The organism is Pseudogemmobacter faecipullorum (assembly GCF_020539525.1).
Classification (GTDB): Bacteria; Pseudomonadota; Alphaproteobacteria; order Rhodobacterales; family Rhodobacteraceae; genus Pseudogemmobacter; species Pseudogemmobacter faecipullorum.
This window is the reverse complement of record NZ_JACDXX010000002.1, coordinates 254,842-280,693: the sequence shown is the minus strand read 5'-3', so window position 1 is coordinate 280,693 and position 25,852 is coordinate 254,842. Positions and strand designations below refer to the sequence as shown.

The 25,852-nt window shown below is 63.8% G+C and carries 30 protein-coding genes; 18 read left to right on the top strand and 12 right to left on the bottom strand.

Annotation, left to right across the window (positions count from 1 at the left end; translation table 11 throughout):
• Positions 1-17: 17 nt before the first annotated feature.
• On the bottom strand, positions 18-707 hold the full coding sequence (locus H0485_RS03205) for a rhomboid family intramembrane serine protease (protein WP_226933915.1): 690 nt from the start codon (positions 705-707) through the stop codon (positions 18-20).
• A gap of 90 nt (positions 708-797) precedes the next feature.
• Between H0485_RS03205 and trpS the strand changes: the two genes are divergently transcribed.
• The 5 genes from trpS to H0485_RS03180 all read left to right on the top strand — a co-directional run bounded on the left by trpS (position 798) and on the right by H0485_RS03180 (position 4,941).
• Complete coding sequence (gene trpS, locus H0485_RS03200; RefSeq protein WP_226933914.1) at positions 798-1,853, top strand: tryptophan--tRNA ligase; 1,056 nt, start codon at positions 798-800, stop codon at positions 1,851-1,853.
• Complete coding sequence (locus H0485_RS03195) at positions 1,850-2,941, top strand: hypothetical protein (protein WP_226933913.1); 1,092 nt, start codon at positions 1,850-1,852, stop codon at positions 2,939-2,941. The genes trpS and H0485_RS03195 overlap by 4 nt, the downstream gene beginning before the upstream one ends.
• A gap of 306 nt (positions 2,942-3,247) precedes the next feature.
• A complete protein-coding gene (locus tag H0485_RS03190) occupies positions 3,248-3,751 on the top strand; it encodes a type III secretion system chaperone family protein (protein ID WP_226933912.1) in 504 nt (167 codons plus the stop codon).
• 39 nt (positions 3,752-3,790) lie between these two features.
• Complete coding sequence (gene proC, locus H0485_RS03185) at positions 3,791-4,603, top strand: pyrroline-5-carboxylate reductase (RefSeq protein WP_226933911.1); 813 nt, start codon at positions 3,791-3,793, stop codon at positions 4,601-4,603.
• Positions 4,600-4,941: a tRNA-binding protein gene (locus H0485_RS03180; RefSeq protein ID WP_226933910.1), complete on the top strand. Its 342-nt coding sequence runs from the start codon at positions 4,600-4,602 to the stop codon at positions 4,939-4,941. Before proC ends, H0485_RS03180 begins: the two co-directional genes overlap by 4 nt.
• A gap of 137 nt (positions 4,942-5,078) precedes the next feature.
• Here H0485_RS03180 and H0485_RS03175 read toward each other — a convergent pair whose 3' ends face one another.
• From H0485_RS03175 to H0485_RS03140, 8 genes are all read right to left on the bottom strand, one after another.
• Complete coding sequence (locus H0485_RS03175) at positions 5,079-7,271, bottom strand: 3-hydroxyacyl-CoA dehydrogenase NAD-binding domain-containing protein (protein WP_226933909.1); 2,193 nt, start codon at positions 7,269-7,271, stop codon at positions 5,079-5,081.
• Entirely contained in the window at positions 7,264-7,746 is a 483-nt protein-coding gene (locus H0485_RS03170) for a cupin domain-containing protein (protein ID WP_226933908.1), read from the bottom strand. Before H0485_RS03170 ends, H0485_RS03175 begins: the two co-directional genes overlap by 8 nt.
• The gene (locus H0485_RS03165) at positions 7,746-8,957 is read right to left on the bottom strand and encodes an acetyl-CoA C-acetyltransferase (protein WP_226933907.1); all 1,212 of its coding nucleotides are present in this window, start codon (positions 8,955-8,957) and stop codon (positions 7,746-7,748) included. The genes H0485_RS03170 and H0485_RS03165 overlap by 1 nt, the downstream gene beginning before the upstream one ends.
• Positions 8,950-9,603, bottom strand: coding sequence for a glutathione S-transferase family protein (locus H0485_RS03160; protein WP_226933906.1), 654 nt, complete (start codon positions 9,601-9,603; stop codon positions 8,950-8,952). The genes H0485_RS03165 and H0485_RS03160 overlap by 8 nt, the downstream gene beginning before the upstream one ends.
• A gap of 107 nt (positions 9,604-9,710) precedes the next feature.
• Positions 9,711-9,923 (bottom strand): hypothetical protein, encoded by a 213-nt coding sequence (locus H0485_RS03155; protein WP_226933905.1) that lies wholly within the window; start codon positions 9,921-9,923, stop codon positions 9,711-9,713.
• Between the two features lie 33 nt (positions 9,924-9,956).
• On the bottom strand, positions 9,957-11,732 hold the full coding sequence (locus tag H0485_RS03150; RefSeq protein ID WP_226933904.1) for an acyl-CoA dehydrogenase C-terminal domain-containing protein: 1,776 nt from the start codon (positions 11,730-11,732) through the stop codon (positions 9,957-9,959).
• Positions 11,733-11,776: 44 nt separating this feature from the next.
• The gene (locus H0485_RS03145; RefSeq protein WP_226933998.1) at positions 11,777-12,169 is read right to left on the bottom strand and encodes a MerR family transcriptional regulator; all 393 of its coding nucleotides are present in this window, start codon (positions 12,167-12,169) and stop codon (positions 11,777-11,779) included.
• Positions 12,170-12,385: 216 nt separating this feature from the next.
• A complete protein-coding gene (locus tag H0485_RS03140) occupies positions 12,386-12,817 on the bottom strand; it encodes a MerR family transcriptional regulator (RefSeq protein WP_226933903.1) in 432 nt (143 codons plus the stop codon).
• A 174-nt stretch (positions 12,818-12,991) separates the two neighbouring features.
• Between H0485_RS03140 and H0485_RS03135 the strand changes: the two genes are divergently transcribed.
• Positions 12,992-15,220: a heavy metal translocating P-type ATPase gene (locus tag H0485_RS03135; protein ID WP_226933997.1), complete on the top strand. Its 2,229-nt coding sequence runs from the start codon at positions 12,992-12,994 to the stop codon at positions 15,218-15,220.
• A gap of 38 nt (positions 15,221-15,258) precedes the next feature.
• On the opposite strand, the gene H0485_RS03130 is transcribed toward H0485_RS03135, so the two are convergent.
• A complete protein-coding gene (locus tag H0485_RS03130) occupies positions 15,259-15,660 on the bottom strand; it encodes a MerR family transcriptional regulator (RefSeq protein WP_226933902.1) in 402 nt (133 codons plus the stop codon).
• 171 nt (positions 15,661-15,831) lie between these two features.
• Between H0485_RS03130 and H0485_RS03125 the strand changes: the two genes are divergently transcribed.
• The 11 genes from H0485_RS03125 to H0485_RS03075 all read left to right on the top strand — a co-directional run bounded on the left by H0485_RS03125 (position 15,832) and on the right by H0485_RS03075 (position 24,307).
• Entirely contained in the window at positions 15,832-16,332 is a 501-nt protein-coding gene (locus H0485_RS03125) for a PaaI family thioesterase (protein WP_226933901.1), read from the top strand.
• Positions 16,329-16,778 (top strand): PaaI family thioesterase, encoded by a 450-nt coding sequence (locus H0485_RS03120; protein WP_226933900.1) that lies wholly within the window; start codon positions 16,329-16,331, stop codon positions 16,776-16,778. The genes H0485_RS03125 and H0485_RS03120 overlap by 4 nt, the downstream gene beginning before the upstream one ends.
• 146 nt (positions 16,779-16,924) lie before the next feature.
• Positions 16,925-17,380, top strand: coding sequence for a universal stress protein (locus tag H0485_RS03115; RefSeq protein WP_226933899.1), 456 nt, complete (start codon positions 16,925-16,927; stop codon positions 17,378-17,380).
• A gap of 151 nt (positions 17,381-17,531) precedes the next feature.
• Positions 17,532-19,376 (top strand): S1C family serine protease, encoded by a 1,845-nt coding sequence (locus H0485_RS03110; RefSeq protein WP_226933898.1) that lies wholly within the window; start codon positions 17,532-17,534, stop codon positions 19,374-19,376.
• 201 nt (positions 19,377-19,577) lie between these two features.
• A complete protein-coding gene (locus H0485_RS03105) occupies positions 19,578-19,736 on the top strand; it encodes a hypothetical protein (RefSeq protein WP_226933897.1) in 159 nt (52 codons plus the stop codon).
• Between the two features lie 119 nt (positions 19,737-19,855).
• The gene (locus H0485_RS03100; protein WP_226933896.1) at positions 19,856-20,422 is read left to right on the top strand and encodes a NifU family protein; all 567 of its coding nucleotides are present in this window, start codon (positions 19,856-19,858) and stop codon (positions 20,420-20,422) included.
• Complete coding sequence (tsaB, locus tag H0485_RS03095; protein WP_226933895.1) at positions 20,412-21,065, top strand: tRNA (adenosine(37)-N6)-threonylcarbamoyltransferase complex dimerization subunit type 1 TsaB; 654 nt, start codon at positions 20,412-20,414, stop codon at positions 21,063-21,065. The genes H0485_RS03100 and tsaB overlap by 11 nt, the downstream gene beginning before the upstream one ends.
• Positions 21,058-21,537 (top strand): GNAT family N-acetyltransferase, encoded by a 480-nt coding sequence (locus H0485_RS03090; protein WP_226933894.1) that lies wholly within the window; start codon positions 21,058-21,060, stop codon positions 21,535-21,537. The genes tsaB and H0485_RS03090 overlap by 8 nt, the downstream gene beginning before the upstream one ends.
• 64 nt (positions 21,538-21,601) lie before the next feature.
• On the top strand, positions 21,602-22,405 hold the full coding sequence (locus H0485_RS03085) for a purine-nucleoside phosphorylase (protein WP_226933893.1): 804 nt from the start codon (positions 21,602-21,604) through the stop codon (positions 22,403-22,405).
• A gap of 133 nt (positions 22,406-22,538) precedes the next feature.
• Positions 22,539-23,459: a sulfite exporter TauE/SafE family protein gene (locus tag H0485_RS03080; protein ID WP_226933892.1), complete on the top strand. Its 921-nt coding sequence runs from the start codon at positions 22,539-22,541 to the stop codon at positions 23,457-23,459.
• Complete coding sequence (locus tag H0485_RS03075) at positions 23,456-24,307, top strand: TIGR02186 family protein (RefSeq protein ID WP_226933891.1); 852 nt, start codon at positions 23,456-23,458, stop codon at positions 24,305-24,307. The genes H0485_RS03080 and H0485_RS03075 overlap by 4 nt, the downstream gene beginning before the upstream one ends.
• Positions 24,308-24,333: 26 nt before the next feature.
• Here H0485_RS03075 and H0485_RS03070 read toward each other — a convergent pair whose 3' ends face one another.
• Positions 24,334-24,813, bottom strand: a complete 480-nt coding sequence (locus tag H0485_RS03070) for a VOC family protein (RefSeq protein ID WP_226933890.1) — start codon at positions 24,811-24,813, stop codon at positions 24,334-24,336.
• 202 nt (positions 24,814-25,015) lie between these two features.
• Between H0485_RS03070 and H0485_RS03065 the strand changes: the two genes are divergently transcribed.
• Positions 25,016-25,471 carry a hypothetical protein gene (locus tag H0485_RS03065; RefSeq protein ID WP_226933889.1) on the top strand — a complete coding sequence of 152 codons (456 nt, stop codon included), beginning with the start codon at positions 25,016-25,018 and terminating at the stop codon, positions 25,469-25,471.
• Between the two features lie 98 nt (positions 25,472-25,569).
• Here the strand turns inward: H0485_RS03065 and H0485_RS03060 are convergent, their stop codons facing one another.
• Positions 25,570-25,827, bottom strand: coding sequence for an accessory factor UbiK family protein (locus tag H0485_RS03060; protein ID WP_226933888.1), 258 nt, complete (start codon positions 25,825-25,827; stop codon positions 25,570-25,572).
• Positions 25,828-25,852 lie beyond the last annotated feature (25 nt).

The following is a 25,852-nucleotide window of genomic DNA, read 5'->3' as shown; positions in this document are numbered from 1 at the left end:
CGGTCTGACAAACACCTTCAGCGGCTGCGCATCTGTTCGCGCAGCCGCGCCCAGCCGCCAGGGCTGACGAAGAAGGACAGAACAAAGCCGGTGGCAAAACCTGCGAGATCGGCGATCCATTCATAGCCACCGCCGAACAGCACACCAAACAACAGCTGAATGCCCATCAGCATGCCGATCAGCGAGAAAGCCCGGTAGCGCTGATTGCCGGTGCCGACGAGACGGGTCCAGAGCAGGAAGGTAAAGCCACCGATCATGCCATAGACCGCCGGATAGGCGCCGATCAGCGGCCAGGCCGGCTCCGGCACCGCAAGGCAATAGACCAGCGCCCCCATCAGCGCCGCGCCAAAGAAGATGACCAGCACCGCCCACCAGCGAAACACCTCTCCCACCATTTTGCCAAGCGCCAGCAGGATCACCACCGCGAAAAGCGCATGGGTGAAACCGCTGTGCACAAAGGGATAGGCAAAGGCGCGCAGCGCCAGCTCTTCCCAGAGCCGGTTGGCATAGAGAAACTCCATGACATTTCGCGCCACGGCGTAATCCTGCACCGCCATCAGCCGCCAGCCCGGCCCGGCGGGACCGCCGATGATCTCCCGCGCCGCGAGGTTCAGCACCACCTCCATGGCGATGATCGGCAGCGCCAGCGCCCAGACCACCCAGGGCAGGCTGTTAAAAGGCGAGGCAGTGGGGTCGGTATCGTGCATCAGGCTCTCCGCTCTCAGGCGCGGGCAAGTTGACGCCTCGCGCTGAAAGGCTTACGCCGGGCGCGTCCCTATTTCCAGACGGAGCGCGAAATGAGCTCGCCAGCAGCGCCGCAGAGCAATGTAAACCCGGGCTTCAGCCAGCGGATTTTCTCGGGCATTCAACCCTCGGGCGGGATGACGCTCGGCAATTACCTCGGCGCGCTGAAGCGTTTCGCGGAAAAGCAGAATGAGGGCATCGAGACGATCTATTGCGTCGTCGATCTGCATGCGATCACCGTCTGGCAGGATCCGGCCAAACTGCGCCACCAGACGCGCGAGATTGCTGCCGCTTATCTGGCTTCGGGCATTGATCCCGACCGTTCGGTTCTGTTTAATCAGAGCCAGGTGACCGGCCATGCCGAACTGGCCTGGATCCTGAACTGCGTGGCGCGCATCGGCTGGATGTACCGCATGACCCAGTTCAAGGATAAGACCGCCGGCAAGAATGCCGAAAATTCCTCGCTGGGCCTCTTGGCCTATCCCTCGCTGATGGCGGCAGACATCCTGCTTTACCATGCCACCCAGGTGCCGGTGGGCGAGGATCAGAAGCAGCATCTTGAGCTGACCCGCGATATCGCCGCCAAGTTTAACCATGATTACGGCGTCGATTTCTTCCCGATCACCGAGCCGCTGATCGAGGGCGCCGCCACCCGCGTCATGTCTTTGCGCGATGGCACGAAAAAAATGTCGAAATCCGATCCTTCGGATGCCAGCCGGATCAACCTGACCGATGATGCCGATACGATTGCGAAAAAGATCCGCAAGGCCACTTCGGATGCCCATCCCCTGCCCGAGACGGTCGAGGGGCTGAAAGACCGGCCCGAGGCGCGCAATCTGGTCAATATCTACGCCGCGCTCGCCGGAGTTCCGACCGAAGCGGTGATCGCGGAATTCGCCGGGGCGCAGTTTGGCACCTTCAAGCCGAAGCTGGCCGATCTCGCCGTGGCCAAACTCTCGCCGATCACCGCCGAGATGAACCGCTATATGGCCGACCCCTCCGAGATCGACCGCATCCTTGGCAAAGGCGCGGATCGCGCCGATGCCATTGCCGCACCGATCCTGAAGAAGACCAAAGAGATCGTCGGCATGATCGGCAGCCGCGGATGATCCGCCGGGGCAGCCGCTGGATCGCCCGCCTGCTGCTCCTGAGCCTGATGCTTTTCTCTGCCGCCTCCTTCTGGTGGGCGGCAGAGCGGATCCGCCAGGATCCTCTGCTGCGCCCGCTGATCGAACGCAGCTCGGATGAATTCGCAGCCGCGCTTGAGCGCGAACTGGCGAAATCTGAAACCGGGCCCGGGCTGGAGGCCCGCCTCGCGGTGCTGCTCGCTGAGGATCCGCGCAACTGGATCGCGATTGATGCCGTGACCGAGCTTGCCGGGCTGCAGAATATCGCGCTTTCCCCGGAGCTTAACCTCGGCCTTGAAACCGCGCGGGAAGAGGATTCGGGCTATCTCGCCACTGCCGGCGCCTGTGTGATGTGCTTCTGGGACGCCTCCTCCTGCAGTCTTTCCCAGGCGCTTTTGTGCAATGCGCCGGTGCAGATGACGCCGATCGGGGATCTGGCCGGGCTGTCGAAAGCCGGGATCAGCTATGTCAGCGGCGCAGAGATCGACCAGCTTGACCTCGCGCTTTCCGCCATTGGCCTTGGCGCCACGGCGGCTGCCCTGAGCACGGGCGGCACATCACTGAGCGTGAAGGCCGGAGCGGGGCTGCTGAAAATGGCCCGTAAAATGGCGCTGATCCCGCCACGTCTGCTGAATTTCCTGACCGATACCGCGCGCCGGGGGCTGCGCTGGGACGAGCTGGCCCGCATTGACAGCCTCACCGATCCGGCCCGGTTGCTGCGCCCCGAGGTGATCCGTCCGGCCGCTGATCTGGCCTCGGACCTTGGCCGGATCTCGGGCCGCCTCGCCCCCTCCGAGACGCTGCATCTGCTGCGCTATATCGACGGCCCGGGCGATGCCCGCCGCCTCGCCAACGCCAGTGAGACGCTGGGGCGCAAGGCGCTCGGCACGCTGGAGGTGATCGGCAAATCCCGCTTCATGCGCGCGGCCTTACGCTTCGGCGATGAGGCCCTCGCCCTGGCCGCCGGGCTGGCCGGACTGCTGGTGAGCCTCGCCAGCGCCATCGGCGCCGGGCTGCAATCGGTTCTGGCGCGAAGCCTGCGTCAGGCTCTGCGCGCCATCAGCCGCTGAACCCCCGGCTATATAGTAGAGCCATCCCGCCTCATCCCCAGGGTCCTGGGGCTGCGCCGATGCGCGAAGGATTCACCGCAGCGGGGCAATGTTAACCACATTTCGCCCACATGGCTGCGAGTTTTCCGTGGAAAACCCCCTTGTCCACAGCCCTCTCCACAAGAAACGGCTTTACAGAAATGGGTGCGGACCGCAGGATAAGCCTCAACATCTGGTGGGTAACAGCTTCCATTCCGCATTTTCTCGCCCAAATGACAGCTTCTGGTGGTTCGCACTGAGGCACACGCAATAAAAAGGGTTTCGGACATGTCGCTTTCCGAAGACTATTCTCTCTCGGATGAAGTCCACCCGATCGATCTGGCCGAAACACTGGCCGAATATCACGACTGGGAATTCGACCGCGTGACCGATGACCAGATCGCCATGGCGGTCGAGGGGCAGTGGCGCAATTACTCGATCACCCTCGCCTGGTCCGGCCATGACGAAACGCTGCGACTGATCTGCACCTTTGAAATGGAGCCGCCCGAACATCGCATGGGCGCGCTTTATGAGCTGATCAACCGCTGCAATGACGAGGTCTGGACCGGCGGTTTCAACTGGTGGGATGAGCAGAAGCTGATGGTCTGGCGCTATGGCCTCTGCCTCGCCGGGGGCCAGCATGCGGTGAGCGAACAGATCGACCGGCTGATCTCTTCCGCCATCACCTCGGCCGAGCGCTTCTATCCGGCCTTCCAGCTGACGCTCTGGGCCGAGCGCCCGCCGGTTGAGGCGATGAAAGTCGCCATTGCAGAGGCCTACGGCCGCGCCTAACCTCTTTGCCGACTGCCACTGGGAAGAGAAGGCCGGCAAATGTCCATGGATATCATAGCGAAGGACGGCATCGTCCTTCTGGGCTGCGGCAAGATGGGCTCGGCTCTGCTCTCGGGCTGGCTGGCGGCCGGTCTGCCCGCCAGTTCGGCCTGGGTGATGGAGCCGAACCCTTCGGACTGGCTGAAAGCCTCGGGCGTGCATCTCAATCAAGGCCTGCCCGCCGCCCCTGCCGTCGCCCTGCTCGCGGTCAAGCCGCAGATGATGGGCGCGGCCCTGCCCTCGCTCCAGGCGCTGGGGAATGGCAGGACCCTGTTCATCTCAATCGCCGCGGGCACCACGATTGCAGCGCTGGAAACGGCACTTGGCGCACAGACCCCGGTGGTGCGGGTGATGCCGAATACCCCGGCCATGGTCGGACGTGGCATCTCCGGGCTGGTCGGCAATGCTCACGCCAGCGCCGCCGATCTGGTGACCGCCCGCGCCCTGATGGCAGCGGTCGGCGAGGTGGTGGATCTGGAGAATGAGGCCCAGATCGATGCGGTGATCGCGGTTTCCGGCTCGGGCCCGGCCTATGTCTTTCACCTGATTGAGGCGATGGCTGCGGGCGGAGTAGCGCAGGGTCTGTCACCGGAGGTGGCGATGAAACTGGCGCGTGCCACCGTCAGCGGCTCGGGCGAGCTGGCGCATCAGAGCGAGGACAGTGCGGCACAGCTGCGCATCAACGTCACCTCACCCGGCGGCACCACCGCGGCGGCGCTGGCGGTGCTGATGGATGCAGAGACCGGCATGGAGCCACTGCTGAAACGCGCCATGCAGGCGGCGGCGGATCGCGGCCGGGAGCTGGCGAAATGAGCGATCAGATCAGCTATGACGATTTCACCAAAATCGATATCCGCGTTGGCCGCATTCTCGAGGCCGAACCCTTCCCCGAGGCACGCAAACCGGCCTTTAAGCTGAAGATTGATTTCGGCCCGGAGATTGGCATCAAACGCTCTTCGGCCCAGATCACCAGGCATTATACGCCAGAGGGGCTGATCGGCCGCCAGGTGATGGCGGTGGTGAACTTCCCGCCGCGCCAGATCGGCCCGGTGCGCAGCGAGGTTCTGGTGCTGGGCGTGCCCGATGCGAGCGGCGAAGTGGTGCTGCTGGCCCCGGGCCAGGAGGTGCCGCTCGCAGGCCGGATGTTCTGAACCAGCGACGAGGGGGCCATGCCCCCCCGGCCCCCAGGGGATATTTTCAGACAGATGAAAAGCCCGGCTTCATCTGTCCCTAAATATCCCCGCCGGAGGCAAAAGGGGGGAGGCCCTGGCCTCCCCCCTTCTTCTTTTTATGCGGCTTTTCTGGCCCCCTCGCCAAAGCGGCCATAGAAGGTCTCGCCTTTCCCTGCCAGCTCACGCAGCAAAGCCGGAGCTTCGAACCGCTTGCCATATCCGGCGCTCAGCGCCTCGCAGATCTGCACCGCCCGGCCCGGGCCGATGATATCGAGCCAGGAGAAAGGCCCGCCCGACCAGGGCGCAAAGCCCCAGCCAAGGATCGCCCCGACATCGCCTTCGCGGATATCGCTCAGCACCCCCTCTTCCAAAGCGCGCACCGCTTCCAGCACCTGGGCCATCAGCAGCCGGTGCTGCACTTCGCTCAGTGCGGGCTGATCATCACGGACCGGATAATCTGTCTCAAGCCCCTCCCAGAGACCGAGCCGCTCGCCCTTTTCAGAATAGGCGTAGAAACCGGCATTATTCTTGCGCCCCAGACGTCCCTGGCCCTGCATGCGGAACAGCACCTCATCCACCGCGCCATCGGGATAATCCGCGCCCATCGCCGCTTTGGTCGCCTTCGCGATCTTCACGCCCAGCTCAATCGAGGTCTCATCAACCAGCTGCAGCGGGCCGAGCGGCATGCCGACCAGCTTTGCTGCATTCTCGATCAGCGCCGGTTCCACCCCTTCGGCCAGCATACGGATGCCTTCGTTGATATAGGGGATGATGCAGCGATTGGCGTAGAAGAAACGCGCATCATTGACGACGATCGGCGTCTTGCGGATCTGGCGCACGAAATCGAGCGCCCTTGCCACCGCCAGATCGCCGGTCGCTTTGCCGCGAATGATCTCGACCAGCATCATCTTATCGACCGGCGAGAAGAAATGGATGCCGATATATTGTTCGGGCCGCACACTTGCGGCTGCAAGCGCAGTGATCGGCAGGGTCGAGGTATTGGTGGCGAAGATCGCGCCCGCACCCGCCGCCGCCTCGGCCTTTTGCGTCACTTCTGCCTTGATCTTCGGATCCTCAAACACCGCCTCGACGATCAGATCGACGCCGGCGAGGGCGGCATAATCGGTGGTTGCGGTGATCCGGCCCAGAACTTCGGCCTTTTTCGCCTCGCTCACCTTACCGCGTTTCATGCCCTTATCGAGCAGCGCCTCGCTATGGGCCTTGCCGCGTTCAGCCGCCTCCTGGACGGCATCGATCAGCACCACCTCAATCCCCGCGCTGGCCGAGACATAGGCAATCCCCGCCCCCATCATGCCCGCACCAAGAATGCCAACCTTCTTCACCCCCTGATCGGCCACTGCCGGGCGGTTCGCGCCCTTCTCCAGCGCCTCTTTATTGATGAAGAGCGAACGGATCATCGCCGAGGAAGAGGGGTTCATCAGCACATTGGTGAACTGGCGCGCCTCGATTTTCAGCGCGGTGTCAAAGGGCACCTGCGCGCCCTCATAGGCCGCCGAGAGCAGGGCTTTGGCGGCCGGATAGACCCCCATGGTCTTACCATTCACCATAGCGCTGGCCCCGACATAGGTCATGAAACCGGCGGGGTGATAGGGGGCACCCCCGGGCATCTTATAGCCCTTGGCATCCCAGGGTTTGACCAGATCGGCCTCTTTCGCAGCAAGGATCCATTCCTTCGCCCGGGCCAGCAGCTGATCCGGGGCGACCACCTCGTCGATCAGGCCGTTGTTCTTCGCCGCTTTCGGATCCGAGAGCTTGCCCTCGAGCAGGAAAGGTGCGGCCATCATCGCGCCGAGCTTGCGCACCAGCCGCGTCGTGCCGCCTGCACCCGGGAAGATGCCGACCATAATCTCCGGCAGGCCGATCTTTGCCCTGGGATTCTCCGCCGCGATGATGCGGTGGCAGGCCAGCGGGATCTCAAACCCGATGCCAAGCGCGGTGCCGGGAAGTGCAGCCACCACCGGCTTGCCGCCTTTCAGCGTCTTCGGATCCATTCCGGCGCGCTCGATCCGGCGCAGCACGCCATGCATTTTCATCACGCCGTCAAAGATCGCCTGGGCCCCGCCCTCGCGCATTTTCGCGATGACATTCAGATCCATCCCCGCGGCGAAATCCTTTTTGCCAGAGGTGATGATAATGCCCTTCACCGCCGCATCCGCCAATGCCTTGCCGATGAGGCTGTCGAGCAGTTCGAACCCCTCCATCGACATCACATTCATCGATTTGCCCTGGGTGTCCCAGGTGATGGTGGCGACGCCCTCGGCATCTACTGCACAGGTAAAATCAGCCATGATCCTCTCCCTCGGGCGCGTAGGGCCGCCCGTCTTTATGGGTGTAAGTTGCAATGCCGTCTTTCAGGGTCAGGACCAGATCCACATCGGAACAGGTCACGACCTCCTCGCGGGCTTTTGCGCCAACCACGAGAAAGACAGCCGGGGTATCGCCCCGGTTGATAAAGTGATGGCCGTCGGGCGTATTTGCGGGAAAGCCCGCGCAATCGCCCTGACGCATGATCTCTTCGCCGTCATCGGTGACCATGACGCATTCACCCGAGATCATCAGAACGAACTCATCCTCGGCCTGATGCCAGTGACGCAGGCTCGACAGAGCGCCGGGTTTCAGCGTCACAAGATTAACGCCGAACTGCGTCAGCCCCGCCGCCTGGCCTAAGCGCAGGCTCGAACGCCCCTCCATCTGCTCTGCATAGGGCGGCGGATAGATCGAGCCGGCCTTCAGCGGCACCTTTGCCAGATCGAGCTTTTTCATCAGAGCCGCTCGATAATCGTGGCCACGCCCATGCCGGAAGCGATGCAAAGCGTGGCGAGGCCGGTCGTCAGATCGCGCCGTTCCAGCTCATCAAGCAGGGTGCCGATGATGATCGCGCCCGAGGCCCCGAGAGGATGGCCCATGGCAATCGCGCCGCCATTGACGTTCACTCTGTCGGGCGAGACATCAAAGGCCTGCATGAAGCGCAGAACCACGGCGGCAAAGGCCTCATTCACCTCGAAAAGGTCGATATCACTGATCGACATGCCATGATCGCGCAGGATCTTTTCGGTGACCGGCACCGGGCCGGTCAGCATGATGGTCGGGTCGGTGCCGATCTTGGCGGTGGCGCGGATGCGGGCGCGCGGCTTCAGCCCATGCGCCTCGCCAAACTCTTTCGAGCCGATCAGCATGGCAGCGGCGCCATCGACGATACCCGAGGAGTTTCCGGCATGGTGGATATGATTGATCCGCTCCAGCTCAGGATATTTCATCAGCGCCAGCTTGTCGAAACCGGGCATCACCTCGCCCTGCTCCTTAAAGCTGGCCTTCAGCGCACCCAGCGTCTCGGCGGTGGTGCCGGGGCGCATATATTCATCATGGTCGAGAATGGTCAGACCGTTGATATCCTTCACCGGCACGATGCTTTTCGCAAAACGCCCCCCGGCCCAGGCCTCTGCCGCGCGGCGCTGGCTTTCAGCGGCCAGCTGATCGGCCTGTTCACGCGAGAAGCCGAATTTGGTGGCGATGATATCGGCCGAGATGCCCTGGGGCACGAAAAGGGTCTTGAAGGTCAGCGCCGGATCGACCGCAATCGCCGCCCCGTCCGAGCCCATGGCGACCCGGCTCATCATCTCGACGCCACCGGCGATATAGGCCTGGCCCGCCCCCGCTTTCACCTGATTGGCGGCGAGGTTCACCGCCTCCATCCCCGAAGCACAGAAACGGTTGATCGACAGGCCCGGGATACGCTCATCGAGATCCGAGAGCAGCACCGCCGACCGTGCCAGACAGCCGCCCTGCTCGCCCACCTGGGTGACATTGCCCCAGATCACATCCTCGACCGCATGACCCTCAAGCCCGTTACGCTGTTTCACCGCATTCAGCATCTGCGCCGAAAGCGAAACCGAGGTCACCTCATGCAGCGCGCCATCGGCGCGGCCACGCCCACGCGGGCTGCGCAATGCGTCATAGATATAGGCTTCAGACATGTTTTCCTCCTCCGGCCCGGTCAGCGGGACTGCCAGGCATCAGTTCGTAAGGGTGTTTCCAGCCCGGCAGCGCCGCGATGCGGCTCAACCAGGCGTCGATATGCGGCCAGTCGGCCCGCGTGAAACCAAAGGGCTCGGGGTACCAGAGATAGGAGCAGAGCGAGAGATCGGCGATTGAGACCGCCTCAGCCGCCACCCAGTCGCGGCCGTCCAGGTGATCATTGAGCAGCCGGTATGCCGGTTTCAGGCGCGCCTGCTGAAAAGCGATCACCTCTGCCGGGCGCTTTGCCTCTGGCAGAAAATTCAGCAAAAACCGGGTCGCGCCGATCTGGGACGAGAATTTGTGATTATCCCAGAGGATCCAGCGCAGGATCGCCTCGCTTTCGCCCGGCGTCGTGCCGCCCATCTGCCCGGTATCGCGCGCCAGCCGGGTCAGGATGGCGCCGGACTGGCTCAGCACCTCGCCCCGCCATTCCAGCACCGGGCATTCTGCCATCGGGTTCAGCGCCCGGAACGCCTCGCTGCGGGTTTCGCCACCGAAGAAATCAACCCGGACCGGCTGCCAGTCCTGGCCGGTCAGGGTCAGAAACAGCGCCACCTTATAGGAATGGCCACTTTCGCCAAAGCAATGCAGTCTCGCGCTCATCCCGGCCCTCCCCTGGCTGACAGGTGCGGCGCGGCCTCACAGCGCCGCGCCCACGCCCCGTGGACTTTCTGCTGCCGAGGGGAAAAGCCAGGATCAGCCCTTCCGCCTCATTTTTTGCGCGCCTCGAGATCGGCGTTAAACAGCCGCAGCCGATGCGCGAGATTGTCGTGATGGGTGACGCTGTCGAAATGCTCGAACAGGAACGACAAAGCCTCCCCCTCATCCAGCCCCGCCTCACCGGCAAAACGCTTCAGACGACGATAGCCCTCCTCGGTCATGGCGACCGGAAAACGGCGGGTCAGGCGAAAGCGTTTCGGCATAGCGGGTTCCTCTGATGGCCTCAGGGCGAGAGGTTAGAACGCCTCCGCCGCCAGCGCCATCACCGGATCGGCCCCGCTTTCAATCCGGGCCAGATGCATGGCACAGGCGGGCATCTGCCGCGCCATGTAATAGCGCCCGGTCGCGATCTTGGTCTCATAGAAGGCCTGATCCCCCGCACCGGCATCGAGCGCCGCATAGGCCGCTTTCGCCATTTTCGTCCACATCAGACCAAGGCAGACATGGCCGGTCAGATGCAGGAAGTCGGTGGAACCGGCCAGCGCCGCATTGGGGTTTTTCATACCATTCTGCATGAAATACATCGCCGCCGCCTGCAGCTGTTTCGAGCCGGCCTTCAGCGCCTCGGTAAAGGGTTTCATCCGCTCATCGCCATCATGGGCTTTGCATTCAGCCTTCACCAGTTCAAAGAAGGCCATGACATGCTTACCGCCATCGGCCGCCAGCTTGCGGCCGACCAGATCCAGTGCCTGGACGCCATTCGCGCCCTCATAGATCATGGCAATCCTGGCATCGCGGGCGAACTGGGACATGCCCTGCTCTTCGATATAGCCATGGCCGCCAAAGATCTGCTGCGCCTGGACCGCGCTTTCAAAGCCTTTATCGGTCTGGAAGCCCTTGATCACCGGGGTCAGGAGGCCGATCAGGCCATCGGCCTCCTGATCGCCGAGGCGATGCACCCGGTCGATCAGCGAGGCGCCCCAGAAGGTCAGGGCCCGCGCGCCTTCGATAAAGCTTTTCTGATCCATCAGCATACGGCGGATATCGGGATGGACGATCAGCGGATCTGCCGGGCCCGAGGGATTCTCAACCCCGGTCACCGCCCGGCCCTGAAGCCGGTCCCTGGCGTAGATCACCGCATTCTGATAGGCGGCCTCGGCCACAGCATAGCCCTGAAGGCCGACGCCGAGCCGGGCCTCGTTCATCATGGTGAACATGGCGCGCATACCCTTATGCAGCTCACCCAGAAGCCAGCCTTTCGAGCCGTCGTAATTCATCACGCAGGTGGCATTGCCGTGGATGCCCATCTTTTCCTCGATCTTGCCGACCGAGACATTATTCGGCGCGCCAAGGGTGCCATCCTCATTCACCAGGATCTTTGGCACCAGGAAAAGCGAGATCCCCTTCGTGCCCTCGCCGCCGCCCGGGGCTTTGGCCAGCACCAGATGAATGATGTTTTCCGCCAGATCGTGATCGCCCGCCGAGATGAAAATCTTCTGGCCGGTGATCAGATAGGAGCCATCCTCCTGAGGTTCGGCTTTTGTGCGCAAAAGCCCCAGATCCGTGCCGCAATGCGGCTCGGTCAGGTTCATCGTGCCGGTCCAGTCGCAGGAGACCATTTTCGGCAGATATTTCGCCTTCAGCGCATCGGTGCCATGGGTATGGATCGCCGAATAGGCGCCATGGGTCAGGCCCTGATACATATTGAAAGCCATATTGGCCGAAACGAAAATCTCACCCACCGCCGATTGCATCAGATAGGGCAGGCCCTGGCCGCCATATTCGGGATCACAGTCCAGCGCGGTCCAGCCGCCCTCTTTCATCGCCCTGAAGGCGGCATCAAAGCCCTTCGGGGTGCGGACCACGCCGTTTTCCAGCACACAGCCCTCGCTGTCGCCCAGGGCATTCAGCGGTGCCAGCACCTCTTCGGCCACTTTGCCCGCCTCATCCAGCACCGCCGCGGTAAAGCCCTCATCCAGATCGCCATAGCCCGGAATATCAGATCGCGGCGCCTGCAGCACCTCCTGCAGCAGGAACTGCATATCCTTACGCGGTGCGATATAGCTGGTCATCTCTCTCTCCCTTACTTCCGGTCCGCGCATCGGGGCGCAGGATTTTATTCGGCGGCTTTGCGGGTGCCCGCGATCATCCCCGCCCCGGCCTCAAGCTCGGCCTTCAGCTCACGGATCGCGATTTCCAGCTCGTCGCGCTGTGCCTCCATCACCCGCAGACGATCCAGAGCCAGATCATAGGTCCGCTCCATCTGCGCCAGATTTGAGCCGTCCCGCTCATAGAGGTTCAGGACCTGGCGAATCTCCTCGAGCGAAAAGCCAAAGCGTTTGCCGCGCAGAATCAGCTTCAGCCGGGCGCGGTCCTTGCGGTCATAGAGGCGCTTCGCGCCCTGGCGCAGCGGGCTGAGCAGCTCTTTCGCCTCGTAAAAGCGCAGGGTGCGCGGCGTGACCTCAAAGGCGTCACACATTTCGCGGATGGTCAGCAGCCCGGCAGTCACGCTCATATCTCGTCTTTCTTCTCCATTGACCCCTGGCTGCGGCGGCTTCGCAGCCAGGCATGGCCCGGCGCACCGCATGGCAGAGGGGAACTTCTGAGACAGACTAGCAGAGGGGTTGACGTTAACGTCAGCGTAACGTCACGTCACAGACCGGAGCTGTGACGTGGGGGCGAAACCGGCCTTGCGACCCCGGAAATTGCAGGCGGGCGCCGCAGATCAGAAGCCGGTTTCCCCGGCGTGATCGTGCTGACAAAGCGCATGATTGCCCAGCACCTCAATGACACGGCATTCGGCAATCGTGCCGCCTTTGTGATGGCTGATCATCCGCTGCAGCTCACCGCGCAGCGAGTCCAGCCGGGCAATCCGCGCCTCAACCTCGGCCAGCTGACGCCGCGCGATTGCATCCGCCGCCGCGCAGCTATGGGTTGGCACATCGGTCAGGCTCAGCAGCTCGCGGATCGCTTCCAGCGGAAAGCCAAGGTCGCGGGCATGGCGGATGAAGGCCAGCCGGTCGCGGGCCGCGCGGTCGTAAAGCCGCTGATTGCCTTCACTGCGGCCAGGTTCGGGCAGCAGACCAATCTGCTCATAATACCGGATCGTCGGCACTTTCACGCCGGTTGCCGCACTGAGTTTTCCGATCGGGAGCATGAAATACCTCTTGAACCTATAGTCACTGGAGGAATTAGGGTCCGAAGTCGCTGAAACAAGAGGCCCGGTGATTCTGTCAGGCCTGGGAGTGCTGATGTGACTGAGAGTAACCCGAAATCCCCCGAGACCCGGAGCCTCGCTGAGGCTCAGCGGCTGGAATGGCGTATTGGCGGCATGGATTGTGCCGCATGCAGTCTGAAAGTGACCCGCGCGGTCGAGCGCCTGCCCGGGGTCAGCGAGGTTAAGGTCGCTCTGATGGCAGAGAAGCTGTCACTGCAACTGGATCCGGGCGGCTCATCTTCAGAAAAGATCGAGGCCACGGTGCGCAGCCTTGGCTATCAGATCAGCGCCCCGGCAGCTGCGACGGACCGGACACAGCCCGCTGCCAGCTGCTGCGGCGGCCATGACCATAAAGATCACGCTCACGATAAAGATCACGATCATGACACGCCCGCTGCCAGTGCCCGGGCGGATGCCGGGCATGGCGCGCCCGGCCATGTCCATGATGACCCGGCAGATCGCGGCAAGGCCTGGTATCAGACCGGCAAGGGCCGCCTCGTACTTCTGACCGGCATTCTGCTGGCAGTCGCCTGGGGCGCAGAGCTGCTGTTTTCAGAACAGATCGGCTATGCAGCCTTTCTCGCCGCCTGTCTGATCGGCGTTGCCCCGGTGGCGCGCCGGGCCTTTGCCGCGCTGCGCCTCGGCCAGCCCTTTACCATTGAAAGCCTGATGACCATTGCCGCCATCGGCGCTCTGGTCATCGGTGCCGCCGAAGAAGCGGCGCTGGTGGTCTTTCTCTTTGCCGTTGGCGAGGTTCTGGAGGGTGTGGCAGCGGGCAAGGCCCGCCAGGGCATCCGGGCGCTGGCCGATCTGGTGCCAAAGACCGCCTGGCTGGAAGAGGCAGGCCAGCTGCGCGAGGTTGCCGCCGCCAGCCTGACCCCGGGCCAGATCCTGCTGGTGCGCCCGGGCGACCGCATCGCCGCCGATGGCGAAATAACCGAAGGGCGCTCGGGCATTGATGAAAGCCCGGTCACCGGCGAAAGCCTGCCGGTCAGCAAAGGCGAGGGCGACCAGGTCTTTGCCGGTTCGATCAATACCGAAGCCGTGCTGCGCCTGCGCGTGACCCGCCCTGCCGCCGACAATACCATTTCGCGCATCATCCGCCTTGTTGAGGAGGCCGAGGAGGCCCGCGCCCCGGTCGAGCGCTTTATCGACCGCTTCTCGCGCTGGTATATGCCCGCCATCGTGCTGGTCTCGGCGCTGGTGGTGCTGCTGCCGCCACTGATCTTTGGCGGTGACTGGGATACCTGGATCTACCGTGGTCTCGCGCTTTTGCTGATCGGCTGCCCCTGTGCGCTGGTGATCTCGGTCCCGGCTTCGGTCGCCTCGGCTTTGTCCTCGGGGGCGAAACGCGGGCTGCTGCTCAAGGGCGGCGCGGTGATCGAGGCGGCGGCGGGCGTCACCCGCATCGCTTTCGACAAGACCGGCACCCTGACCGAGGGGCGTCCGGTGGTCACCGATCTTCTGCCCGCCCCTGGTGTCAGCCCGGGCGATCTGCTGGCCATTGCCGGTGCGGTTGAGGCCGGGTCGAGCCACCCGCTGGCCCGCGCCATCACCGCCAGACTGGCGAGCGATGGCATAACCGCCCCCGCCGCCAGCGAAGCCCGCGCCATGCCCGGTCAGGGCGTCACCGCCCGGGTCGGGGCGGCGCAGGCCCAGGTGCTGTCGCCAGGATATGCCGAAAGCACCGGCCTGCTCAGCGCCGGGGCAAAAGAGGCGGCGGCAGTGCTGGAGGCCTCGGGCAAGACCGTGGTGCTGGTCAGCCATGGCAGCCAGGCGCTTGGCCTGATCGCCATGCGCGATGAGCCGCGCGCCGATGCCGCTGCCGCCATGCGCGAGCTGGGCGATATGGGCATCCGCAATGTGATGCTGACCGGAGACAATCCGCGCACCGCCGCCGCCATTGCCGGAGCTCTGGGCATGGAGTTCCGGGCCGGGATGCTGCCCGCCGATAAGCTGGAGGCAATCCGCAGCCTGTCCGCCGAAGGGCCGGTGATGATGATCGGCGACGGGATCAATGATGCCCCGGCGCTGAAACAGGCCAGTCTCGGCGTGGCCATGGGTTCGGGCACCGATGTGGCGCTCGAGACCGCCGATGCCGCGATCCTGCGCGACCGGGTGCGCGATGTCCCGGCGCTGATCCGGCTGTCGCGCGCCACCATGGCCAATATCCGCCAGAACGTCACCCTGGCGCTTGGGCTTAAGGTGGTTTTCCTTGTGACCTCGGTGCTGGGTCTGACCGGCCTGTGGATCGCGATCCTCGCCGATACCGGCGCGACCGTTCTGGTGACGCTGAACGCTTTGCGCCTCTTGCGTTATGATCCTTCGGCCAGCCCGCGCTGAGCCGCCCTCTCCATCCACTGTTTCAGGCCGGCCCGGCCTCAGGGCCGGTCTGAGCCTTTCCCGGCCAGCCTTTCCAGCTCGGAGCTGGCAGTTTCGCGCAGATTGCGCAGATCGCCGATGGTATTCTCCAGCTCGGCGCGCTGCCGCTCCAGCTCAATCATCTGCCGGTCCGCCAGCTGCAGCCAGGCCTGGAGCTGCTCGCCTTCGCCGGTCTGGCCATAGATCAGCAGCCATTGCCGGATCTCCTCAAGGCTGAAGCCAAAGCGCCGGCCGCGCAGAATCAGCTTCATCCGCGCCACTTCGCGCGGGCCATAAAAGCGCGAGCGCCCCTCTTTTTCGGGCGCCAGCAGCTCGACATATTCATAATAGCGCAGAGTTCGTGGCGTCACCTCGAAGCGGGCGCACATCTCTTTGAAACTCAGCCGGGTGTTTTCAGACATAGAGCCTATTCCTCCACCCGCCAATGGTAGGGCCTCGCCGGGTGGCAAGGCAAGGCGGCTTTGCGGCCCCAGGCCGGGCGCGCGCTGCGCAAGGAGCGGCCTTCGCCGGGGCTTGCACCTCGCCCGGCCAGCAAGGATGATAGCAGGAAGCGAAAAGTCCGAGCCAGAGATATGCCTGATCCAGCCCTGCCAAGCCCGCCCCCTGCTGCCCCTTCCGGCGCGGAGCAGCACGAAGCCCTGACCGGGGCCCGGGCCTTTATCACGGCGATTCCCCATGCCGCCGCCCTCGGACTGCAGCTCGAATCCATTGACGGCGGTGTGGCGGTGATTGCCATGCCCTATGACCCGAAGCTGATCGGCGATCCGGCGACCGGGGTCATTCATGGCGGCGCGGTCTCAACCCTGATGGACACGGCCTCCGGCGCGGCGGTGCTCAGCCATCCGGCCAGCTCGCCCATCACCGCAACCCTGGATCTGCGCATCGATTACATGCGTGCGGCCACTCCGGGACAGACCATCCGCGCCCGGGCCGAATGCTACCATATCACCCGCTCGGTCGCCTTCGTGCGCGTCACCGCCAGTGATGAGGATACCGCGCGCCCGGTGGCCATGGGAACCGGCGCTTTCACCATTGATCCCGGCCCCGCCGCCGCAGGCGGAGGCTCGCCATGAGTGAGATCCTGTCCCCTGCCGCTTTGCTGCAGGAAATGGCTGCCTCGGTCCCCTATCTGGCTTTTCTCGGCATCCGGTTTGAAACTGCGGGTGATGAGCTGACCGGGGTTCTGCCCTACCGTCCCGAGCTGATCGGCAATCCGATGCTGCCGGCGCTGCATGGCGGCGTGACGGCGGCTTTTCTCGAGGTCACGGCGATCACCGGCCTGCTGTGGTCGGGCTTGCGTCAGGGCAGAATTCCGGCGCGCAGCCCGCTGATTTTGCCCAAAACCATTGATCTTACGATTGATTATCTACGCCCCGGCCAGCCGCGCGATGCCTTTGCCCGGGCCCGGATCAACCGCTCAGGCCGGCGCTATGCCTCGGTTCATGTCGAGACCTGGCAGGATGATCCCGCGCGGCTGTTTGCCCAGGCAACCGGGCATTTTCTGACCCGGAGCGAATAGGCTTTTTCGCCGGTCTGAAGCCGGGAGGATGCAGGAAAGCGCGTTAATCACGACAGATCTTCTTGCCTTTTACCCCTCTGCCGTTTCAGAATTGCGCGGAACTCCGGCGCAGAACCACCGGAGAGGCACAGCGACGGAGAGCCTTGATGCGGAAATTCCTGGTGGTCCTGGATGACAGCCGAGAATGCCTCAATGCGATGCGCTATGCGGCATTACGCGCCTCGCATACCGGCGCGGGGGTGACGATCATCTCGATCATCCCGCCCGAAGAATACCAGCACTGGATGGGCGTGGCCGATCTGATGCGGGCCGAGGCACGCGAGCGGATCGAAGCGCATTTCGAGGTTTTCGCCAAATGGATGCGCGACAAACAGGGCGTGGATCCGCAGCTGGTGATCCGCGAAGGCGATGCCGTGACCGAAATTCTGGCGCAGATCAACGAGGATCCTGAGATCGGCGTGCTGGTGCTGGGAGCCGGAACCGATAAGGCCGGCCCGGGGCCGCTGGTCTCGGCGATGAGCCGCAATTCGGGCAGCCTGCCAACGCCGATCACCATCGTGCCGGGCGATATTTCAAAAGAAAAGCTTGAGAAAATTACCTGAACTGAGGCCTGTTGACCACTTTGCCTATGGTTCTCATAACCCCCGGCAAGGCTGGAAAGGCTTTGCTTTCTGCCCGAAGCGAGGCAGCATGACCGCGACGGGCGGCAGCTGCCGCGGATCTGCGGGACTTTTTATTCTGGAGTAAAATCTGATGCGCTCTGTGCTGCTTATGGTCCGCCTCAGCCTCTTGCTGGTGTTCGTGCCTTTCGCCGCCGCCGCACAATCCTGGCTGAACAGCCCTTTCGACGCCAGGACCCTCAGCCGCGAGGATACCGCAACCATTCAGGCCGCGCTTTCCTGGAGCGGTGATTTCTCCGGCTCTGCCAATGCGGTCTGGGGCGAGGACAGCCAGAAGGCTTTCGCCAGCTATACCCAGCGCATCCGCGGCAGCAGCCAGCCCCTGTTCAGCGATATTAAGGATCTGGTGATCTTTCTTGAGGACGAAAGGGTCGCCCAGAACTGGCAGATCAATTATTCCGCCATCGCCAATACCTCTTATCTCTACCCCTTCGCCTATATGGACCCGGTCGAGGGTAAGAATCAGGAAGAATATATCTCAAAGGATCAGGCGCTCTCGCTGATCATCCGCGAAGGCGATGCCAGCGCGATGCAGGAGGATCATGACTGGTTCCTTGGCAAAGCCGCGGCGGGCAAGACCCCCTTCACCTATCGCTCGGAGGGGATGTGGGTCAGCTGGGTCGAACTCGAGAATAAGATGACCGCCTATGTCCGCTCGGATTTCAATCAGGGCAAATGGACCTCGATGAATTTCGTCAGCACGAATGACGGCTATTTCCGGCTCAATCTGCTGGCCAGCTCGACCCTGACCGGCCAGGACAGCCCGCTCTCGCTGATCTGGACCGAGGGCGGCGTGATTGATCAGGTGATCAACGGCGCCGGATCCGCAGCGCCGGTTGCAGTGGCCTCGGCCCTGCCCCGGGCCGAGGACCAGGTGTCGCGCCCCGGCAAACCCTCGCTGCCCGCCGCCGAGGCCCCGGCCTCGCCTTTTGCGCCAAAAGCCCCGGCCGGAACCGACCCCGGCACGCCTTTCGCACCCGACGAGCCGGTGCCCGAAACCCTGCCCGAGCCGCCAGGCGAGCTGGTTGAGGTCGTCCCCGGCCCGAATGCCGGTGAAAAGCCTGCCGGGCCAATCCTCGGCGTCCCTGCCGCAGGGGCCGCGCCAGCTTTGCCCAGCGTCGCCGATGCCGGAAATGGCGGCGGCGGCGGCAATGCCGTGACGGCACCTGCGCCCGGCGGGCTTGGGATTGCCTCGGGCCCGGCGCCGATCCGCAGCCCCGATGGCGCCAACCCCGCCACGCCGGAACAGCCCGGAACGGCCCCGGCCGCCGGGCTGCCGCGCCCGAAAGTGACCGGCACCCTGATGGGCAGTGGCACCGGCTTCTACATCGCCCCCACCACACTCGTCACCGCAGCCCATGTGATCGAGGGCTGTTCGGCAGTGGGCATGGCCGATGGCACGGCGCTGGAAATCCTTGCCGCCGACCCCTCGCTTGATGTGGCGGTGCTGGGCGGGGCCGCCGATGCGGGCAATGCCTGGCTGAAGCTTTCGGCACTGGAAGTGCCAAAGCTGGGCGAGGCGGTGACGGTGCTGGGCTATCCCTATTCCACCAGCCTTGATCAGGGGCTGACCGTAACCTCCGGCAATGTCAGCGCCTTGCGCGGGGTCGACGGCTCATCGAACCGGGTGATGATCACCGCTCCGGTCCAGCCCGGAAATTCCGGCGGGCCGCTTCTGAACAAAAAGGGCGCGGTGATCGGCGTCGTGGTCAGCCGGGTCGACGATATCGCCATATTGCAGGAAACCGGCACCCTGCCGCAGAATATGAACTTCGCCGTGCCCTCGGGCCCGCTGCTGACCTTCCTGCGGCAAAAGCGCATCCCGCCAATGCAGGGCAATGGCGTTGGCGGTGAGCTGGGGGCCGAGCTGCCCGCCGGCTATAGCGAAGCGGTGGTCCCGGTAAACTGCTACCGTTAACCGGGGCTTACGCCCGGCAGTCCCTGACAGAGGCACCCTTGACCGGGGTGCCTTTTTATTTGCCGCGCGGCGCTTCCCCGGCGTCAGACATGACACCACCGCATCGCTGCCCTGCAGCAACGGACCTTTTCTGCACTGCAGCACGCCCCTATATCGACGCCGTAATCTTATGTGATCAGACGAAGGACGAAGAAGATGTCGATGCAACGCCCCGTGGATCTGAGCCAGTCGAGCAAAGTCCTCGCGACGCCGGATCTGATCTATTACGCCCCTTCGGCAAAAGCGCCCGCACCGCAGCCGCTGAGCCAGCAATCGGCCATCGAGGAAATGTACGCCTATTACGGTTCGGACCGCGCCTGAGCCCCGTCCAGGTGAGCCCCGTCCAGGCTGCGCCAGCCTGGCCCGCCAGCGCCGGGGCCCCAGCCTTGACTTGAGGCCCCCTGCGCTCCATATCCGGATGACCCAGCGGGAGCAGCACCATGTTCATTCAGACCGAATCCACCCCCAATCCGGCCACGCTGAAGTTTCTGCCCGGCCAGGCGGTGCTTGAACTTGGCACGGCAGACTTCCCGAATGCAGAGGCCGCAAAGGCTTCGCCGCTGGCGCGCCGCATCTTTGCCGCAGGCGGTGTAACCGGGGTTTTCCTCGGCTCGGATTTCGTCACGGTCACCAAGGCTGAAAGCGTTGACTGGCCCCATATCAAGCCGCAGATCCTCGGCGCGATCATGGAGCATTTCCAGTCCGGCCAGCCGGTGATTGACGGCGAAGGCGGGGCGACCGGTGGCCATGCCGCGCATTTCGACGGTGAGGATGCTGATATCGTCAGGCAGATCAAAGAGCTGCTCGACACCCGCGTGCGCCCGGCCGTGGCCCAGGATGGCGGCGATATCACCTTCCACGGCTTTGAGCGCGGTGTGGTCTATCTGCATATGCAGGGCGCCTGTGCGGGCTGCCCCTCCTCGACCCTGACGCTGAAAATGGGCATCGAGAACCTCTTGCGCCATTACATCCCCGAAGTGACCGAGGTTCGTCCTGTTGCTGCCTGACACGGTCCTCGCATTCGATACATCGGCGGCGCATTGCGCCGCCGCTTTGCTTTTGCCCTCAGGCAAAGTGCTGATCCGCCGCGAAGAGATGAGCAAGGGCCAGGCCGAACGGCTGATCCCGCTGCTCGAAGAGCTGCTGGCAGAGGCGGGCCTCGGCTGGCAGGCGCTGACGCTGATCGCGGTCGGCACCGGCCCGGGCAATTTCACCGGGGTGCGGATCTCTGTCGCCGCCGCGCGGGGCCTGGCCCTGGCGCTTGGCATTCCCGCCATTGGCATCACCGCGCTGGAGGCTCTGGCCTTTGGCAGCGAGGGACCGCTGCTGGTGGCACAGGATGCACGGCGTGGCAGCGCCTATCTGCAGGCCTTCGGGCCTGAGGGCGAGGCCGGGCTCGTCAGCGCCGGGGCCTTGCCGGAGGGCTTTACCCCTGCCCCCGGCACCAGAGTTTTGGGCGATCTGGCCGCAGATTATGCCAGCAGCCATGGCCTGCTCGCCACCGAACCCGCCTGCCCTCTGGTCGAGGCCATCGCCCGCCTTGCTCTGGCTCGCAAAAGCGCGACCCATCCGCGCCCCGCGCCCTTTTACCTGCGCGGCGCTGATGCCGCCCCACCCTCTGACCCGCCGCCGGTGATCCTTGATGCCTGAGCCAGCCCGGAGCGGCCCGGAAACTGCTTTACCCGGCCCCGCAGCGTCGGATCCGGCCGCACTGGCGCATATCCATGCAGCCTGTTTCACCACCACGCCGCGCCCCTGGCCCGAGGCTGAGATCGCCGGGCTGCTGCGCCTGCCGCATGTCTTCCTGCTCAGCCAGCCCGCGGGCTTTCTGCTCGGCCAGGCCATTGCAGGCGAGGCCGAAATCCTCACCCTCGCCGTCGCCCCCGAGGCGCGGCGTCAGGGGCTTGCCCGCCGCCTCGTCGCGGATTTCCTGACCAGTGCCCGCGCGCGTGGCGCAGAGCAGGCCTTTCTCGAGGTCTCGGCCGAGAACCCCGCCGCAATCGCGCTTTATCTGGCCACAGGCTTTACCAGGGCCGGGCTGCGGCGCGGCTATTACGAAAGCGACAGCGGCGCGAAAATCGACGCGCTGGTGATGAGCCGCACGCTTATGCCCGGGGCCTAAGCCCTTTTCATTACAGGGCTTGTGGCTATGCTGTCCCCTGAGAGCTGTCGCAGCGGAGGTTCTGATGCCCGATGGTGCAACCCTTGCCGGCCTGATCCGCGCCCGGGCCGGAGCATTCAGCCCGCGTCTCGGCCTGGTGCTGGGATCGGGGCTGGGGCATCTGGCCGATGCGGTCGAAGGCGTCGCGATCCCCTATCAGGATCTGCCGGGCTTTCCGCAGATCTCGGTCTCGGGCCATAATCCGCATCTCTATCTCGGCCGGCTCGAGGGGGCTGAGGTCGCCATCCTCGGCGCGCGCGAGCATTACTATGAAAACGGCAATCCGGCTGCGATGCGCATTGCGCTCGAAACCCTGAAGGCGCTTGGCTGTCAGGATCTGATCCTGACCAATGCCGCCGGCAGTCTGCGCGCCGATATCCCGCCCGGCGATCTGATGCTGCTCTCGGATCACATCAGTTTCAACGGCCACAACCCGCTGATCGGCGAAGCCACCGATGCCCGTTTCGTGCCGATGGGCGCGGCGCATTCCCCGCGGATCCGCGCCGCGCTGCAGGCCTCGGCCCGGGCCGCTGGCCTTGCCCTGAGCGAGGGGGTCTATGCCTGGTATTCCGGCCCCTCATTCGAGACCCCGGCCGAGATCCGCATGCTGAAAACCCTCGGCGCAGATGCGGTTGGCATGTCGACAGTGCCAGAGGTGATCCTGGCGCGCTTTCTGGGCCTGAACGTCGCGGCAATCTCAACCATCACCAATATGGCCGCGGGCCTGTCGGATGAGGCGATCAGCCATGAACATACCAAAGCCATGGCACCCCTGGGTGCTGCAAAACTGGAACGGATCCTGCGTCATTACCTGAACAATAACTATTGATGTCAAACCCCCTTTGACATCCGCCCAAAGCCGGGCAAGCTAGAGCCACCGGAGCCTGTGCAGCGCCCGGCTTCCCGCTTCGCCCTTTACCTCCCGTACCGATCGCCTGCGCATTCGCGCCCCTCAGGATCCCATGCAGCTCTACCTCCCCATCGCCGAGGTCTCGGTCAATCTGTTCCTGCTGCTTGGTATTGGCGGGGTTGTCGGCTTTCTGTCCGGTATGTTCGGCGTCGGCGGTGGTTTTCTGATCACGCCCTTGCTGTTCTTCATCGGCGTCTCACCGGCAGTGGCGGTGGCAACGGGCGCCAATCAGGTGGTGGCCTCATCAATCTCGGGCGTTCTGGCGCAGATGAAGCGCAAGGCGGTCGATTTCCGCATGGGCACGGTACTGCTGGTCGGGGGTGTCTTTGGCTCGGCCATCGGCATTGTGGTCTTTGCCTGGATGCAGTCACTCGGCCAGATCGATCTGTTCGTGCAGCTGTCCTATGTGCTGTTTCTGGGCTTTGTCGGCGCAACCATGCTGCAAGAGAGCCTGCGCGCCCTGATGCGCTCGCGCAATGCCAATGTGCCGATCCGGCGCGCCCATACCCATTCCTGGGCACATGGCCTGCCGTTCAAGATGAAATTCCGCGCCTCGGGCCTTTATATCAGTGTGATCCCCCCGGCAGCGATCGGCGCTTTTGTCGGTTTCCTCGCCGCGATCATGGGAGTGGGCGGTGGCTTCATCCTGGTTCCGGCGATGATCTATCTGCTCGGCATGCCGACCAAAGTGGTGATCGGCACCTCGCTGTTCCAGATCATTTTCGTGACAGCCTTCACCACCATCATGCATGCCGTCACCAGCCAGACCGTCGATATGATGCTGGCGCTGGTGCTGATCTTTGGCGGGGTGATCGGGGCACAGATCGGCTCACGCGTGGGCATCCGGCTCCGGGCCGAGCAGCTCAGGGTACTGCTGTCGCTGCTGGTGGTCGCGGTGGCACTGCGGATCGCCTTTGATCTGCTGCTGACCCCGGATGAACTCTATTCGGTCACCCCGGGCCTGCTGCCATGAGAAAGATCCTGCTCTCTCTGGTCCTGCTCAGCCTCGCCCCCCAGGGGGCAGGCGCACAGGAGGCTGACACCGCCGCCAATCCGGTCGCCGAAACCATCGTTTCCGGCCTAAGCCAGAACCGGGTCTCCATCACCGCTAATTTCGACGGCGATGAGATCCTGGTTTACGGCGCGGTGAAACGTGAGGGGCCCGCCCCCGAAGGCCGGCTGGATGTCATCGTGACCGCCGAAGGCCCCTCGGGCCCGGTCACCATCCGCCGCAAGGAACGGACCGCCGGGATCTGGATCAATCGCGATTCGGTCAATGTCGCAAAGGCCCCGGCTTTTTACGCCGTGGCCACGACAGGGCGGCTCGAGGATATTCTCAGCCCCGAGGAAAACCGCCTGCATGCGATCTCGGTCGATCAGCTGGTCCGGCTGGAGGCGGCAGAGGCCGCCGCCACGGCCTGGGTCGAACAGGGCGGCGATCCCGATGCGACACCCGATTATGCCCTGATGCTGAATGAAAGCGAGTTTATCCGGGCAATGGTCCGGGTGCGCACCAGTGAGGGGCGCTACCGGCTGCTGGAAAACCGCGTGCAGCTGAACGAGCAGACGCTGTTTCGCGCCGATCTCACCCTGCCCTCCAATCTGACCGAGGGCACCTACCGGGTGCGGATGTTCCTGTTGCGCGACGGCAAGGTGATTGCGAACCACGAACGCTGGATCCGGGTTCGCAAAGAGGGGCTGGAGCGAATGATCTTCAACCTGTCGCAGGAACAGCCGCTGTTCTATGGCCTGTTGTCGCTGGCGATTGCGGCGGCGGCGGGCTGGGGTGCCTCGGCCGCCTTCCGTCTGATCCGCCCCTGATCTGGCTCTGATCTGGCTCTGGGGCCTCAACCGGCCTCAGAGAGCAGCTTACCCAGATCCAGAGCGGCATTGCCCATCATCAGATTGCCCGCCCCATCGCGCGGCCAGAGCGCCGCGTCGCGGTCCCAGTAAAGCTCAACCCCGTTGCCATCGGGATCATCGAGATAGATTGCCTCACTGACGCCGTGATCGGCTGCGCCGGTCAGCGGCCAGCCCGCCTCAACGATGCGTTTGAGCACATTGGCCAGCGCCTTGCGGTCGGGGAACAGAAAGGCGGTGTGATAGAGGCCAGTGGTGCCGGGCGGTGGCGCTTTGCCCCCTTTGGAGTCCCAGGTGTTGAGGCCGATATGATGGTGATATCCGCCTGCCGAGAGGAAGGCAGCCTGCGGCCCGTATCGCTGGGTAATCTCAAAGCCGAGAATGCCCGAGTAAAAGGCAATCGCCTGCTCGAGATCTGAGACTTTCAGATGGACATGGCCGACACGGGTGGCGGAATGAAGGGTCATTTCAACTCTCCCTGCTGAATGGATCTGACAGGTAAATAAGGGGATGTTCTGTGCAATAAAACGCAGATCCATGCGCAGATTCTGTGCGAAATCGCGCCGATCCACCGCAAGACCACGCTGCAAACGCCCGGAAAGGAATTCCCCACCTGACCGCCACAGGGCAATGTCGCAAAAAGCCTGGGTAAACCATGAGGCCCCTGTGATGCGTCACTCTCTGCTTGCGCTGCTGTTCAGCCTGAACCTTACCGCACCGGTGCTGGCGGATGGCAAAATCTATGTTCCGCTTCCCGATATGTCTGCCATTGGCCGCGATCCGGTCGCCGCAGACCGGCTGCTGCGCGATCTCTACAGCGCGCTGGTGCTCAGCCAGAACTGCCCCGGTGCCAGCCTCACAGGCGAGGCGCATTCGCTGATCAGCGACAGCTTTGACCTGCTGGCCTATGGCGAGCTGAAGCTCAGCACCGATGTGATCATCAGCCGCTATGAGAAGCCGGCCTTTGACCTCATGGATCAGCCCGGGGTCTGTGACAATGAGGCCGTGCTGAAAGCCGGTGTACTGCCTGTCCTGCAGCAGGCCGGGGGCTCGCTGACAGCCCTGCCCGACCAGGAGCGCGGCTATCAGAACTGGCGGGCTCTGATGGATCAGATCACCCCCTGAGACGGTCAGCTCCTGAGGCGGGTTTTTCCCGGGCTCAATGCAAAAGGCACCGGATATCCGGTGCCTTTTCTCAATTCATCTGGCTATGCGCCAGGGGATCAGCCCTGTTTCGCGGCGGCGGCAGCTTCGAGTGCGGCGAGGCGGGCCGACAGGGCCTCATTCTCTTCGCGGGCTTTCTGCGCCATCAGCCGTACGGCGTCGAATTCTTCGCGGGTGACGAAGTCACGTCCCGCCAGCCAGCGGTCCATCACGCTTTTCATCGCCGTCTCTGCCTCGGTCCGTGCCCCCTGGGCCACGCCCATGGCATTGGTCATCAGCTGCGACATATCATCGAAAAACTTGTTACGGCTTTGCATGGGGCGCCTTCCCTTTCGCTTTTCT